General features: G+C 67.4%; 15 protein-coding genes. 3 read left to right on the top strand and 12 right to left on the bottom strand.

Going from position 1 to position 14,242, the window contains the following annotated elements; translation table 11 throughout:
• Positions 1 to 43: 43 nt before the first annotated feature.
• From MRBLWH13_RS02070 to MRBLWH13_RS02050, 5 genes are all read right to left on the bottom strand, one after another.
• Complete coding sequence (locus MRBLWH13_RS02070) at positions 44 to 937, bottom strand: hypothetical protein (protein ID WP_341956682.1); 894 nt, start codon at positions 935 to 937, stop codon at positions 44 to 46.
• A 164-nt stretch (positions 938 to 1,101) separates the two neighbouring features.
• Positions 1,102 to 2,400 carry a hypothetical protein gene (locus MRBLWH13_RS02065; protein ID WP_341956681.1) on the bottom strand — a complete coding sequence of 433 codons (1,299 nt, stop codon included), beginning with the start codon at positions 2,398 to 2,400 and terminating at the stop codon, positions 1,102 to 1,104.
• Positions 2,397 to 3,245, bottom strand: coding sequence for a tRNA pseudouridine(38-40) synthase TruA (truA, locus tag MRBLWH13_RS02060; protein ID WP_341956680.1), 849 nt, complete (start codon positions 3,243 to 3,245; stop codon positions 2,397 to 2,399). The genes MRBLWH13_RS02065 and truA overlap by 4 nt, the downstream gene beginning before the upstream one ends.
• A 41-nt stretch (positions 3,246 to 3,286) precedes the next feature.
• The gene (locus tag MRBLWH13_RS02055) at positions 3,287 to 4,828 is read right to left on the bottom strand and encodes an APC family permease (protein WP_341956679.1); all 1,542 of its coding nucleotides are present in this window, start codon (positions 4,826 to 4,828) and stop codon (positions 3,287 to 3,289) included.
• Between the two features lie 99 nt (positions 4,829 to 4,927).
• Positions 4,928 to 5,293 carry a helix-turn-helix domain-containing protein gene (locus MRBLWH13_RS02050; protein WP_341956678.1) on the bottom strand — a complete coding sequence of 122 codons (366 nt, stop codon included), beginning with the start codon at positions 5,291 to 5,293 and terminating at the stop codon, positions 4,928 to 4,930.
• A 94-nt stretch (positions 5,294 to 5,387) separates the two neighbouring features.
• Here MRBLWH13_RS02050 and MRBLWH13_RS02045 point away from each other — a divergent pair, with 94 nt between their 5' ends.
• Entirely contained in the window at positions 5,388 to 6,233 is an 846-nt protein-coding gene (locus tag MRBLWH13_RS02045) for an SDR family oxidoreductase (protein ID WP_341956677.1), read from the top strand.
• A gap of 79 nt (positions 6,234 to 6,312) precedes the next feature.
• On the opposite strand, the gene MRBLWH13_RS02040 is transcribed toward MRBLWH13_RS02045, so the two are convergent.
• From MRBLWH13_RS02040 to MRBLWH13_RS02010, 7 genes are all read right to left on the bottom strand, one after another.
• Positions 6,313 to 6,669: a hypothetical protein gene (locus MRBLWH13_RS02040; protein ID WP_341956676.1), complete on the bottom strand. Its 357-nt coding sequence runs from the start codon at positions 6,667 to 6,669 to the stop codon at positions 6,313 to 6,315.
• Positions 6,666 to 7,289, bottom strand: a complete 624-nt coding sequence (locus tag MRBLWH13_RS02035) for a hypothetical protein (protein ID WP_341956675.1) — start codon at positions 7,287 to 7,289, stop codon at positions 6,666 to 6,668. Before MRBLWH13_RS02035 ends, MRBLWH13_RS02040 begins: the two co-directional genes overlap by 4 nt.
• Positions 7,286 to 7,852, bottom strand: coding sequence for a sigma-70 family RNA polymerase sigma factor (locus tag MRBLWH13_RS02030; RefSeq protein WP_341956674.1), 567 nt, complete (start codon positions 7,850 to 7,852; stop codon positions 7,286 to 7,288). The genes MRBLWH13_RS02035 and MRBLWH13_RS02030 overlap by 4 nt, the downstream gene beginning before the upstream one ends.
• A gap of 123 nt (positions 7,853 to 7,975) precedes the next feature.
• Positions 7,976 to 8,428 carry an Asp23/Gls24 family envelope stress response protein gene (locus tag MRBLWH13_RS02025; protein WP_341956673.1) on the bottom strand — a complete coding sequence of 151 codons (453 nt, stop codon included), beginning with the start codon at positions 8,426 to 8,428 and terminating at the stop codon, positions 7,976 to 7,978.
• Positions 8,429 to 8,587: 159 nt separating this feature from the next.
• The gene (locus tag MRBLWH13_RS02020) at positions 8,588 to 9,781 is read right to left on the bottom strand and encodes a M20 family metallopeptidase (protein WP_341956672.1); all 1,194 of its coding nucleotides are present in this window, start codon (positions 9,779 to 9,781) and stop codon (positions 8,588 to 8,590) included.
• A gap of 3 nt (positions 9,782 to 9,784) precedes the next feature.
• Positions 9,785 to 11,221 carry an MFS transporter gene (locus tag MRBLWH13_RS02015; RefSeq protein WP_341956671.1) on the bottom strand — a complete coding sequence of 479 codons (1,437 nt, stop codon included), beginning with the start codon at positions 11,219 to 11,221 and terminating at the stop codon, positions 9,785 to 9,787.
• Positions 11,218 to 11,826, bottom strand: coding sequence for a TetR/AcrR family transcriptional regulator (locus MRBLWH13_RS02010; RefSeq protein WP_341956670.1), 609 nt, complete (start codon positions 11,824 to 11,826; stop codon positions 11,218 to 11,220). The genes MRBLWH13_RS02015 and MRBLWH13_RS02010 overlap by 4 nt, the downstream gene beginning before the upstream one ends.
• Positions 11,827 to 11,931: 105 nt before the next feature.
• Between MRBLWH13_RS02010 and MRBLWH13_RS02005 the strand changes: the two genes are divergently transcribed.
• On the top strand, positions 11,932 to 12,543 hold the full coding sequence (locus tag MRBLWH13_RS02005; RefSeq protein ID WP_341956669.1) for a TetR family transcriptional regulator: 612 nt from the start codon (positions 11,932 to 11,934) through the stop codon (positions 12,541 to 12,543).
• Entirely contained in the window at positions 12,544 to 14,220 is a 1,677-nt protein-coding gene (locus MRBLWH13_RS02000) for an MDR family MFS transporter (protein ID WP_341956668.1), read from the top strand.
• Positions 14,221 to 14,242: the final 22 nt, after the last annotated feature.

The raw sequence follows: 14,242 nt of genomic DNA, 5'->3' as shown, positions 1-14,242 counted from the left end.
CCGGTGGCAATCGCCCATGCTGTGCGCGAACGCCCCGCCCTCGTCACTCGTCATAGCCCCAGCGGATCCCCAGGACACCGGGGCCGAATCCGTGACGCACGAGATGCACCGAACCGCTGTGCACGGAGCGCATCGATGATGAATACTCCTCGTCCGTCTCGATGTACTCCTCGCACCAGCTCGGCAGTGCGTCGGGATGGAAGCGCACCCAGACGAGACTCTCCCGGGCCGGCCTCGAGGTGGCATGCCAGGCGGACTGCCGCGGCGGGTAGCCGGCAGGGAAGGTCTCGGTGAACTCGAACAGAGTGGTCGCGCCCGTCTCGATCGGCTCGTCGAGCGCGATCACCACACCGGAGAGCAGTCGCCCCGGGTGCAGGTACTCGCGGTCGACACGTCCGCCCACGACCTCGGAGATGACCGACATGACGTCTGTCTCGACCGGGGCGACGTCGATCAGCGGCACCTCGGAGATCGTCCCCTTTGTCGACTGGACGAGGCAGCGCATGATCACCTTCTCGACGGAGCCCGCGGCACCCACGAACACGGTGACCTGCGTGGAGAGGTCGCGGAGGGCATCCTGCGGCGCAGCGTGCAGCTCGCGCAATGTCTCCTCGGTCTCGCGCTGCTCCCGCTCCTCGTCGAAGGGCAGACGCGGCGGCGCCACGGTCCCCAGACGTGCGGGCGCGCGCAGCAGACCGCCCAGATGACCGCGATGCAGACCGAGGCGATCCTCGATGCCGTCGACGACGCTCAGCGACTGCGCCCCTTCGGGCTGACGATCGCCGGAACGCCAGTAGCTCAGCGTCGCCATCGAGATCGGATTGCCGTCATCGATCAGCTGAGCCCGCAGGCGCGCGAGGGTGATGCCCCTTTCGGAGATCGCCGCTCGCAGGGCGGCGGCGAAAGCACCGCCCTGATCATCGATCCGCTCCGTCACAGTTCCCCCGCCGCAGTGTGAAGACGCCGTCCGTAATATCAGCATACGGTTCAGCAGCGCCTCCCCCTCGGCCTGCACGAGTCGTCACCGCCGCGGACGGACTGGGGCCCCTGCGGCGGCTCCCGCATCGTGGCCGCCTTCGGGGGAAGGCGGCCACGAATCGGTCATCGGCGCCGTCGGCGCTCTCGTGCGATCTTGCGCGTCTCGTCGCCGACGCGAACGACATCGCCGGGGAACAGGGCGTCGCGCGCGAGCTGGCGCTCCCTGCGACTGCGCGGCGCATCCGCGCAGCCGATGAGGAATCCGACGGCGATCAGGACGACGGCGACGAGGAGCAGCGTACGCGCGTCCATGGCCGTCCAGTCCGCCCACACAGCGCCCGTACCCACCACCAGCGCCCCCGCGCCGGCGGCCGACAGACCGAGCTGCAGGCGGACCATCGACCGATTGCCCGAGAGCAGCGGCCCGACCAGGCTCACGTCGATTCGACGAGGCGCACCATCCGCGACCCACCCTGTCAACGCGCGCTCCCGCGCGAACTGCAGGACGACTCCTCCGACCCAGGCGAGGATGCCGAGGGCCGCGCACACCGCGATCGCCGCGCCGCTGGTCAGGCTCAATACATCGATGCCGTTCTCGATCGGCTCGTCCCAGTAGACCGGGTCGCAAGTGCGGCATTGCTGCCGCATGAAGACCGAGAGCATGAACGCCGCGAGTGAGATGAGGGTCGCGGTCAGCAGGACGCTCGCGATCCGACCGAGCGCCCGCGCGCTCGGAACCGTGAGCCAGCCGGGCACGACGGCGCGCATCGCGGCATCCCTGCGGTCTGCATCGCTCTTCTCCGCGGCGGGGACGAGCCTCTTCCACCGGATCCACTGCATGTTCATGCGCGCCACGTCACGCTCGACGAGGCGTCTGCCGAGCCGCCGCACCGCTGCGGCGCCGGAGGCGAGCACGGCGATGACGAGGAGTGCGACCCAGCTCTCCCAGTCCTCCCGGAGATCCTCGGTGAAGAACACCCCCAGCGCGAAGATGCCGCCGAGCCCCGCCAGGCACCAGAACAGCACCGTGCCGGTCGTCTGCAGGAGCGCGGCGGGCGGCGTCTGCAGCGCGAGGCGCAGGGAACGCTGCGGCACGGCATCCGGGTTCTCACGCGCCGCCGCTTCGACGGTGCGGAGGGCGGCGAAACGTTCTGCGACGACGACGAAGGGCACGACGACCGCCAGCACCGCGGCCGCGAGCAGGAAGACGCCCATGCTCGCCCTGAACAGCGGGTCGAGGTCGACCTGCCAGTAGAGCGAAGACAGCGCCTCCTCCCCCACGATGCCGACCACGATGATGCCGACGAATGCGTAGAGCGTGCCGACGATCAGGCCGATGCAGGTGTCGACCAGCGCACGCCAGAACGACCACGCCCTCGAGGAGACCTCGACGAACACCGCACCCGCACCCTGACGCGTCATGCGCTCGTGCTGTCGCGGCGAGCGCGCGTCTGCTCGGCCCTGGTCGAGAGCAGGTCGTCGGCGGGGTACCCGACCTCGGTGAGCGTCAGCCCTCTGGCGGCGAGGACCTTGAAGTCGCTGGTCCTCGTGAGCTGCTCGCGAAGCACGACCAGGTCGGCCACGTCGAGGCGGCCTTCGCCGACCGCGGCACATGCACCCACCAGCGCTCGGACCATGCTGTGGCAGAAGGCGTCGGCTTTGACCTCGGCGACGAGCACCCCGTCGGCGTCACGAGCCCAGCGGTAGTCCAGCAGCGTCCGGATGGTCGTCGCCTCTTCGCGCGGTTTGCAGTATGCCGCGAAGTCGTGAAGTCCGATCAGCGTGCGTGCGGCAGCATCCATCGCCTGCTCGTCGAGGATCCCTCGGTGCGTCGTCGTGTCGTGCCGACGGAGCGGGTCGAACCCGGCAGCCTCGTCTGCGAGTCGGTAGCGGTAACGACGCCAGACCGCGGAGAAGCGGGCGTCGAATCCCTCAGGGGCGATCGATGAGCGCGTCACGGTCGCGTCGGGGTAGGCACCCAGGACTCCGCGCATGCGGCGGGCGATGGAGGCCGCTGGGTCCTGCGGCGTGCGTCCCTGTCGCGATTCGATGCGCGCCCACTGCTCGTCATCGAGGTCGACGTGGGCGACCTGTCCCTGCGCGTGCACGCCCGCATCCGTGCGGCCCGCGACGACGAACTGCACGTCGGAGCCGACGATGCGGGCGAGCGCGGCTTCGAGAGTCCCCTGCACTGTTCGCAGGGTCGGCTGCTTGGCCCACCCGCGGAAGTGGGTGCCGTCGTAGGCGATGTCGAGCCGGATGCGCACGGATAAAGCCTAGGGCGTACCCGTGCGCCGCTTCGAAGCGATCAGATGCCGCCGTCGATCGAGCGGATGAAGTCGCCCGGCTCGTCCGGCACCATCACCTGGGTGTCGCGGTTCAGGCTCTCGCCTCGGAAGAACCGCTTCGACCGCGGGAAGAGGTACCAAAGGAACATGAGCACGAGACCGAAGGCGAGCGATCCGATGCCGATCACGAAGGTGCCGCCGATGCCGAAGAGCACCGTGTAGCCGTAATCCACGTCCCACATGTCGATCGCCGACTGCACGAACGCGCCCGTCAGCATGAGACCGCCGAGCAGCGGGAACAGTCCCTTGAAGAAGAAGTCCCTCGCCGAGGTGGTGAGGTCCTTGCGGAAGTACCAGACGCAGGCGAAACCGGTGATGGCGTAGTAGAACGCGATCGCAAGCCCCAGCGACAGGATCGAGTCCTGCAGGATGTTGTCGCTGATCAGGGTCATGCCGACGTAGTACGCCGACGCGACGACGCCCATGACGATCGTCGAGAACGACGGCGTCTTGTAGGTCGGGTGCACGTCCTTGAACTTGGCGGGCAGCGCGCGGTAGACGCCCATCGCCAGGGTGCCGCGCGCGGTGGGCAGGATCGTCGTCTGCGTCGAGGAGATCGCCGAGATGATCACGGCGACCACCAGCACCCAGCCGAAGGGTCCGAGGAGCCCGTCCTTGATCGCGAGGAAGAAGTCGTCGGCGTTGGCCTCGTTGCCGAGCCCGGTGCCCGTGTCGCCCAGGCCCGCGTACATCATGGCGGCGATCGTGACGCCGACGTAGGTGAACAGAAGGATGACGGTGGTCAGCAGGGCCGCACGGCCCGGGATCCTCTTCGGGTCTCTCGTCTCCTCGTTGAGCGCGAGGCAGGTGTCCCAGCCCCAATAGATGAACAGGGCGAGCAGGATCGACTCGGTGAACCCCGACCAGGAGGTGAAGCCGAACGGGTTGAGCCATTCCATGTCGAAGGGAGTCGGGTTCGGCGCCGAGCCCGCGAAGAACTGCCAGAGGGCGGCGACCACGAAGATGGCGAGAGCCAGATACTGGATCCCGAGCAGGATGTTCTGGATGCGCTCGCCGATCTCGACGCCGCGCCAGCTCACCCAGGTCATGGCAGCGATGAAGAGCACGGCGACGAGGATGATCCGCCAGTCGTTGTTCTCGAGATCGAATCCGATCAGCGACCAGAAGTAGACCGACGCGATCTGCGCGAGGTTCGCGAGCACGACCATTCCGGCGACCGCGACGCCCCATCCACCCATCCAGCCGACCCACGGTCCGAAAGCCTTGGTCCCCCAGGTGAACGTGGTCCCGCAGTCGGGCACGGCGTTGTTCAGCTCGCGATAGGCGAAAGCGATGAGCAGCATCGGCACGAAGGCGATGATGAAGGCGATCGGCGCCTGCGCTCCGACGGCCAGGACCACGAAGCCGAGCGTGGCGACGAGCGAGTACACCGGTGCGGTGGATGCGAGCCCGATGACGGTGGAACCCCACAGCCCCAGCGAACCGGATGCGAGCCCCTTGCCGTCGGGGCGTTCAAGATGGATCGGCGTCGTAGCTGACATGCTCAGAACATACGGCCACCACGTATATCGCGTCAATCCTTTTCTTCCACCGACGGATTTCGTGGTCACCTGCGCCGAGATGCGACGGAATCCGTCGAGCTAGCCCCGATCGATCATGTCATCGGCGTGCTCGGCGACCCACTCGACGAGCGGCAGCATCCGCTGCATGAGGTCACGGCCGAGCGGAGTCAGGCTGTACTCGACGTGCGGGGGCACCGTCGGGAAGGATTCGCGGCGCACGAGCCCGTCGTCCGCCAGGGTGCGCAGGGTGGAGGCGAGCATCTTCTCGCTGATGCCGCCGACCTCGCGGCGCAACTCGCCCCAGCGACGGGTCCCGTCTGACAGAGAGGAGAGCACGAGCACACCCCACTTGCTCATGACATGGTCGAGGATCACGCGAGTGCTGCAGCCGGGCTCGAAGATCTGCGGTATGGATTCCCGGATCTGCGCATAACTAACCGTCATGTATGTACCTTACTTCAAAGTGGGTACCGGCGTTTCGGAATGTTCCGCTCACACCCCGCGGTTGTGGGTCATGTCACCTACGAAAGGACACCCCATGACCATCCTCGTCACCGGCGCCACCGGAAACCTCGGACGCCTCGTCATCGCCAGCCTCCTCGAGCGCGGCGCGGACCCGCAGTCGATCGTCGCCGGTGTCCGCGATGTCGCCAAGGCCCAGGATCTCGGCGTGCCGGTCGCGCGACTCGACTACACCGATCCTGCCTCGATCGCGGCGGCTCTCGACGGCGTCGACTCCGTCCTGTTGATCTCGAGCTCGGAGGTGGGACAGCGCGTCGCACAGCACAAGGCCGTCATCGACGCCGCCACGCACGCCGGAGTCGCGAAGCTCGTCTACACCAGCGCTCCGAAGGCGACGACGAGCGACCTCGTCCTCGCCCCCGAGCACAAGGCGACAGATGAGCTCATCCAGGCCTCGGGGCTTCCCTTCGTGATCCTGCGCAACAACTGGTACACCGAGAACTACGCCGCCGACTTCGCCCGCGCCGCCGAGACGGGCGTTCTCGCATCCGGAGCCGGCGATGGCCGCGTCGCCTCCGCGAGCCGCAAGGACTTCGCTGAAGCCGCAGCCGTCGTGCTGCTCGAGGACGGCCACATCGGCGAGGTCTACGAGCTCGGCGGAGACGTCGCCTGGAGCTACGACGACCTCGCCGCGGCGATCGCCGAGATCTCCGGGCGCGACGTGTCCTACCAGCCCTTGACGGCGGACGAGCAGCGCGCCGGTCTTCTGGCTGCGGGTCTCGACGAGGGCACGGCCGGCTTCGTGGTCGCCTTGGACTCCGGCATCCGTTCCGGCGCACTCGCCGACACCGACGGCACTCTCGCCCGTCTCATCGGCCGGCCGACCACACCGCTCGTCGACGGTCTGCGCGCCATCGCCTGACGCGCACAGGCGGCACACCCGCGCACGCCAGAGGCGCCGATCTTCACCCAAGATCGGCGCCTCCCGTGCTCACGCGGACTCAGTCCGACGATGCCTCCCGAGGATGGACATACGCGATCGTGAGCACTATGTCGGCGAGCGCCAGGCCGTCAGCGGTGAGGGTCCGCTCGACCACCGCACGCACCTCGCGGAGCGTGTCGACGGCGCCCGCCGAGTATTCGATCCCGAGCGACGCTTCGACCTGCGCGGCGTCGCCGGAGATCCGCACCGCGACGAGAGGTTCGTCGGAGCGGTTTATTCCGAGCGCGACCGCGCTCGTTCCGACGAGATTCGAGATCAGCGAACCGGCGCGGTAGAGGCTGCGGACGCCCGGCGTCGCGAGCACCGCTGCCTCCACACGCTCCGCGAGCTCCTCGTGCCGCGCTGTGGTCGTCATGACTTCTCCTCCGTCGCGTCGCTGAGCCTCTGGACGTCACGCACCGTGATGTCGATTCCGGTCAGAACGAGATCGGTGTGCCTGTGCACGCGCTCGCCCACCTCCTGGCGCAGCCGTTCGACCGCCACGGGGATCGACGCGCCGTACAGCGCGTTCACCTCGATCGCGATCCGAATCGGCGCACCCACGGTTGTGACGTCGCCGTCGAGGGTCGAGTGACCGACGAGGATGCCGGGCACGGCGTTCTCCGCAGAGCGGATCAGGCCACGAACGGCTCCCTCGGTGATCCCGAAGTCGATACCCGCCTCCGGCTCGTCGAACGGGATGCGACGACCGGCACGGGCGTCCAGAGCGATCCCGTTGAGGATGCGGTCGACCCAGCTGTCGTCGACCTCCGGCATCGCCGCTGCATCCGCCTCCATCAGCTGCCCGCCCAGCCCGCGCAGACGCTCGAGCGCGTCGAGCGCGAGCTGGCATCCGGGTGAGCCCTCGATGGCGGGGTCGGCCGGCAGCCGGCCCGCCTCGAGATAGTCGGTCAGCTCTTCGAGCGTGTGCCCGTCGAGATCGCTCGGCTCGAGACCGAGCTGACGCACGTCGGGAGTCTCCTGCTCTTCAGTCATCGCCACGCCTCCATCCGCACGATCATGAACTTTCGGGCTCTGGCGAGAAGGCCGCGGGCGGTCGAGACCGAGATGCCCAGTTCCGCGGCGATCTCGTCGTAGGAGTACCCGCCCATCTCGCGGAGCACCCAGCACTCGCGCTGCGCGGCAGGAAGCTCCTGCAGCGCTGCTCCCAGCGCCGCCACTCCCTCGCGCGCCTCGACGACCCGCGCAGGCGAGTCCTTCGAGGGAGCAGCCTGCTCCATGTCATCCACGTCGAGTGTCGGGCGCACCGCGCGGATGCGGTCCACCGCCTTGCGGCTCACGATCCTCATCAGCCAGCTCTTGACCTTCGCCGGGTCGTCGAGTTCCGAGAACCGCTGCCACGCGGTCACGAAAGTCTCCTGAACGATGTCGTCGACGTCGGCGGAGGCGTTCAGCATCCTGTGCGTGTAGGCGCGCATCATCGGCGTGTACCTGCGCACGAGCACCGCGAACGCGCCGACGTCGCCGTCCATCGCGCGTCCGGCGACGATTCGATCGTCGGCCTGCTCGAGAGCAGAGCGAAATGGTTCCCCAGCCATGCGTCGACTCCTTTTTCCATGCCCCCGAATAGATTCGGAGCGAACCTGCGATCGGATGGGATGCCCGATCCGATCGCAGGTTCATGAGGCGCTGATCCGATCACTCGTCCAGACCTCGAGGAGTCACAGGACACGAGCCTCCGCACCGCCGTCGACCGCCGCGTCATCAGTGGTCTCGTCGTCAGCCGGGATGTGCACGTCGTTGATGGTCACGTTCACCTCGACTGCCTGCTTGCCGACGTATTCGGCCATCGCGAGGGAGATCGCCGCTCTCACGTCGTCAGCGACCTTGTGCAGTGCGGCCGGGTACTCGGCGACGATCGTGACGTCGACGGCGACCTGGGTCTCTCCGACCTCGACGCTGACGCCCTGGGCGAGGTCGGTGGAGTTGAGCGCGTCACGGATGGCCCCGACCGCGCGAGCCGCCCCGCCGCCGAGAGCGTGGACGCCGGAAACTTCACGGGCCGCGATGCCGGCGATCTTGGCGACGACGCCGTTCTCGATGATGGTCTGACCTGTCGAACCTGCCGGGGCGACCTGGACCTTGGGCTGCTGTGCGTTCGAGACGTTCGCCATCATGTGCTCCTTCATCAGTGTGTGGGATCCCCAGCGGGGAGGGCCGCAGTGCAGCGACACCACTAAGACGGATGCTACGAACGATTCGTCACAGATTGGACGTGAATCATGACGGAGGCCGCTCCCCGAGCGGGGAGCGGCCTCAGATCAGAGTCGATGTCAGCGCGCCGTGCGGGCGAATGCGACGGATGCCAGTGCCGCGGCCTGGTCGCCGAGCACCGCGTCGTCGAACACGACCCGCGGCGAGTGGTTCCACTCGATCGTGCTCGGATCGGCATCGGGCGGCGAGGTCATCAACGCGATGAACGTGCCGGGAACCTCGTTCAGCACGAACGCGAAGTCCTCCGACCCCATCATCGGCGTCGGCATCATCACGACCCGCTGCTCCCCGAACGCACCCCGCAGGACGTCGACCGTCGCGGACGTCTCCTCCGGGTCGTTCACCGTCACCGGATACATCGTGTCGAACCGGACCTCCGCCGACAGCCCATGGGCGGCCGCCACTCCCTCGATCACTCGAGGGAGCCCCTCCTGCAGCGTCGCGAGCGATGCCGGCGACATGTTGCGGACCGTCGCCGCCAGCTCGACCTGCTCAGGAATGACGTTGACCGCCCCGTCTCCCGTCGAGAGGCGGGTCACCGACAGCACGACGGGGTCGAACGCATCGAACCGCCGTGTCACGAAACTCTGCAGCGCGAGCACGATCTCGGCCGCCGCGGACACCGGGTCGAGCGTCTGGTGCGGCTGCGATCCGTGCCCTCCTCGCCCCCTCACCGTGACGAAGAGCTGATTGGATCCGGCAGCCACCGCTCCGCCTCTCGTCGCGAAGATGCCCCGGGGCCCCGGGGCCACGTGGATCGCGTAGGCGGCGACCGGCCGCTCTCCCACAGCGTCGAGCAGCCCCTCCTCGATCATGATCTTCGCGCCGCCATGCCCCTCCTCCCCCGGCTGGAACATGAAGATCACCGAGCCGTGCAGCTCATCGCGCCGTGCGGCGAGCAGCTTCGCCGCACCGACCAGTCCTGCGGTGTGCAGGTCGTGACCGCACGCGTGCATGGTGCCGTTGACGGAGGCGAAGTCGAGGCCGGTCGTCTCCTCGATCGGCAGGGCGTCCATGTCGCCGCGCAGCAGCACCGCAGGCCCCGGCAGCCCGCCGCGCAGCACCGCGACCACCGAAGTCGTGCGGGTGCCGGTGGTGATCTCCAGCGGCAGCCCTGCGAGGGCGTCGAGCACCTTCTGCTGCGTGCGAGGGAGGTCGAGTCCGAGCTCGGGGTCGGCGTGCAGGGCGCGCCGCAGCGCGACGAGGTCGGGCAGGATCGCGACGGCATCCGCCGCGAAGTCTGGGGTGGTCAAGGGTCAGCCTTTCGTGAGGGAGGTGTCGGTCTCGTGCGGCATCCGCATGAACGCCAGGGCGAGCGCGGCGACGATGAACGCCCCGGCGCAGACGCTCCAGATCGTGATGTAGCCGCCGATCGACGAGCTGAGGGATCCGGATGCCGTGAAGCCCGCGAGCAGCACGGCGAACACCGCACCGGCAGCAGAACCTCCGAGGGTGCGCAACGAGTTGTACACGCCGGTCGCGATGCCGGTCGAGTCGCTCGGAGCCAGTTCGGCGACGAGCGCGGGAAGCGCACCGAGGAGGAACCCCATCCCGATGCCGTTGATCGCCGAGATCACGAAGATCTGCCAGAGCTCATCGTGGAACGCGATCTGGATGAGAGATCCCGATGCGGCGAGAACCGCACCCGTCACCAGCACCGCACGGATGCCGATCCGGCGCGCGATCGGCGCGAAGGTCGCTGCCCCCACGGTCGCAAGGATCGTCACCACCGCCGTGACCGCCGACGCTGTTCCCGCGGACGCCGCGAAGCCATAGCCCGCGGTATCGGGATCGGCCGTCAGGAACGTCGTCGAGGGAGCCTGCGCACCGAACATCACCATGCCGAACAGGAATGCCGTGAGGTAGACGGGCCCGAGGCGCGGCGAGACGATCAGCCGCACATCGATCGCGGGTGACGTGACGCGCAGCTCCCACAGCACCCAGAGCACGAAGATGACGACTGCCGCAGCGAGGGTGGCGATCGTCATGGCCGAGGCGAATCCGTCAGTCGACGCCAAGCGCAGACCGAACAGCAGCACGACCATCGCGAGTCCGATGCCGATGAATCCGACGACGTCGATCTTCGCCCCGGCGCGCGACGTGGATTCGGGCACCTTGAAGAAGACCGCGTAGACGCTGACTGCGACGAACAGCACGGGCACCAGCAGTGTCAGCGTGAGTGTGGGCAGGATCGCGGAGAAGATGCCGGCCGAGATCGTCCCGAGAATGGCGCCGCCCGTCAGGCACGACACGAGCAGGCCGATCGAGGTGCGAGCAGTCTCGCCCTTGATGCGGTTGTGCACGAGCGCGATCTCGAGCGGCAGCCACACCGCGAGTGGCCCCACGAGGATGCGAGCGGCGAGCACCAGCGGGTAGCTCGGCAGGAACGCGGTGACGAGAGTGCCGATCAGCACCGCGACCACGGCGATCCGGAGCATCCGGCGATGACCGAAGATGTCTCCGAGCTTGGAGAGCAGCGGCACGCAGACTGCTGCGGCCAGGGTCTGGACCGTGAGGAACCAGGTGATGTCGGCGTCCGAGACCTGGAGATGGCCGGCGATCTCGCCGAGCAGAGGGGCGTAGAACCCCTGGACGAATCCGCTCGCGAGTTCGCAGAAGACGAGGAAGCCGACGACCGCGCGAGCGCTCACGTTCGGCAGGGATCGGGTGAGGGGTGGAGTGTCAGTGGTCAAGGGGAAGCCTGTTCATCAGCGTCTGCAAGGCGACGCGGCGGGGTGCTGACGAGAGCGTCGATGATGTCGACGTAGTGGCGCTCATCGATGTGGATGCGCTTGACGGACTGCCGGTACAGGGTGAGCCCGGCGATCGTGTCGAGGAGGATGTCGTGGTGGACGTCCTCCGGGAGCTCGCCGCGGGCGATGGCTCGATCGATGATCTCGACGCCCTGCCTACGGCGGTGCTGGAAGAAGGAATCCCACAGAGTGGGAAAGACATCGGGCTCGAACATCGCGCGCAGACCGTGGCTCTGTTCGGGAGACAGCTCCTGGTTGCGCTGGTTCTGCAGCACGTGTTCGAGCAGGTCGGCACGGACGTCTCCGCGATCGGGCATTGCTCCGATCTCGACCTGCGATCGGAGCACCGCGGCGACGAGCGCGCCCTTGTCGGCGTAACGGCGATAGATCGCGGTCTTGCCGCAGCCGACCGCCTTCGACACCTGCTCCACGCTGAGTGCCTGATAGCCGTGCCGGCCGAGCATCTCTCCTGCCGTCGCGAGGATGCGTCGAGTGAGGTCCTCGTCGGTGGGACGGCCGGGCTTCTCGATCGGATCGGAGGTCATGGCCCAACGATACGATACGGAGTGTTTCGTAAGTATTACGGATGTGAAACGATGTCGCTCGCACTCACAGTGCACTCTTAGGTTTGGAGTGCAATATTGCACTCTATGAGAGAGAGTGCAGATTCACTGCGAGAACAGCGCAGGCGCGAGACGACGCGCGCGCTCACCGATGCGGCACGCCGCCTGACGACCGAGCGCGGCTTCGCCGGCTTCACGGTCGAGGAGCTCTGCACCGAGGTGGGCGTCTCGCGGCGCACGTTCTTCAACTACTTCGAGAGCAAGGAGAACGCCGTCTTCGGGTTTGCCGCGATCGACTCCCGGCAGGAGGGCCTCGAAGCCGAGTTCGTCGCCCAGAGCGGCGACCTCCTCGACGATTTCCTCCGGCTGACGATCGCCCGATTCGAGCTCTTCAATCCGCTCGACGATGCGCCCGCCATGTTCGCGGTGATCGAGCAGGAGCCTCGGCTGCTCAAGGCCGCGTTCGAGCAGCTGGCGAAGAACGAGCGTCGCGACATGGAGCTCGTCGTGCGGCGAAGCGGCGAGGGCGCCGATGCCGAGTTGCACGCCGAGGTCATGGTCCACACTGTCGGCGCGCTGGTGCGCCTGTGCATGGACCAACTGCTGCACCACCACTCGACCGATTCCTTCAGCGATCTCGTCAGGCAACGCCTCGAGATCGCTCGCGCCGTGTTCGCACCATCACAGAAAGCCGACTGAATGTCCGCCACAGCCACCAAGGACGCGCCGTTCCTGCTCACCAAGCGGCGCATCTGGATCATCTTCAGCGCCCTGATCGCCGGGATGCTGCTCTCGAGCCTCGACCAGACGATCGTCTCGACCGCCATGCCGACGATCGTCGGACAGCTCGGCGGCGTCGACCATCAGGTCTGGATCACCACCGCCTATCTGCTGGCGACCACGATCGTCATGCCGATCTACGGCAAGTTCGGTGACGTCCTCGGCCGACGCAACCTGTTCCTCGTCGCGATCGCGCTGTTCACGCTCGCGTCGGTCGGCTGCGCCTTCGCCACCGACTTCTGGATGTTCGTCACCTTCCGCGCGCTGCAGGGCCTCGGCGGCGGCGGACTGATGATCCTGTCGCAGGCGATCATCGCCGACATCGTCCCGGCGAATGAGCGCGGCAAGTACATGGGTCCGCTCGGCGCCGTGTTCGGTCTCTCTGCGGTGGCCGGTCCGCTGCTCGGAGGCTTCTTCGTCGACCACCTGACGTGGCAGTGGGCGTTCTACATCAACATCCCCGTCGGCATCGCGGCGTTCATCATCGCGCTCGTCGCGTTGAAGCTGCCGAGCAAGAAGGCTCAGAAGCCGATCGACATCTTCGGCGTGATCTTCCTGTCGATCGCGACCACCTGCCTGATCTTCTTCACCGACTTCGGCGGCGACAAGGAGTTCGGCTGGGATTCGCTGGCGACGTGGGCGTGGGGTGCGGGGCTCATCGTGGCCGCCACAGCGTTCGTGATCACGGAGTCGAAGGCGCAGGACCCGATCATCCCGCTGAGCCTGTTCCGCAACCCGATCTTCGTGAATGCGACCGCGATCGGCCTCGTCCTCGGAATCGGCATGTTCGCGGCCATCGGCTTCGTGCCCACGTTCCTGCAGATGTCGTCCGGGACGTCTGCCGCGGCATCCGGGCTGCTGATGATCCCGATGATGGTGGGCCTGATCGGAACCTCGATCTTCTCGGGCATCGCGATCTCGAAGACCGGCAGGTACAGGATCTATCCGATCGTCGGCACGATCCTCACCGGCATCGCGATGGTGTCGATGACCACACTCTCGGCCGAGACGCCGATCTGGCTGATCTGCGCGTTCCTCTTTGTGTTCGGCGCCGGGCTCGGCCTGATCATGCAGGTGGTCGTCCTGGTCGTGCAGAACGCGGTGCCCGCCGGCGAGATCGGCACCGCGACCAGCACGAACAACTACTTCCGCGAAGTGGGCGCATCACTCGGCACCGCGGTGTTCGGGACGATCTTCACCACGCGGCTGACCGAGAACCTCCTCGGGGTCTTCGCCGATGCCGGCGCATCGCCGGGAGACGCGTCTCAGGCGGCGTCGACCATCGATCCGGCGACGCTCAACGCGCTTCCCGATGAGGTGCGAGACGGCATCGTGACGGCTTACGCGGATGCTCTCGCGCCGGTGTTCTGGTACCTCGTGCCGTTCATCGTGCTCGCCCTCGTGCTGTCGCTCTTCCTCAAGCAGATACCGCTCTCGGATCAGGCCGGACTCGTCGCCCGTGGCGAGGCGATCAGCGGCGAGGAGGCCGAGCGCCTGGAAGCCGAGCAACGAGGAACGCCCATCCGGACCGCCGTCGGTGCGGATGGCGAGGCCCGCGTAGCTCTCGACAGAGACGCACCCCCGACGACTCGCTGACGCTCCTCGCACAGCCCACGGG

Source organism: Microbacterium sp. LWH13-1.2 (genome assembly GCF_038397735.1).
GTDB lineage: Bacteria > Actinomycetota > Actinomycetes > Actinomycetales > Microbacteriaceae > Microbacterium.
The sequence above is the reverse complement of the archived record's forward strand: the minus strand, read 5'-3'. Positions and strand labels throughout refer to the sequence as shown.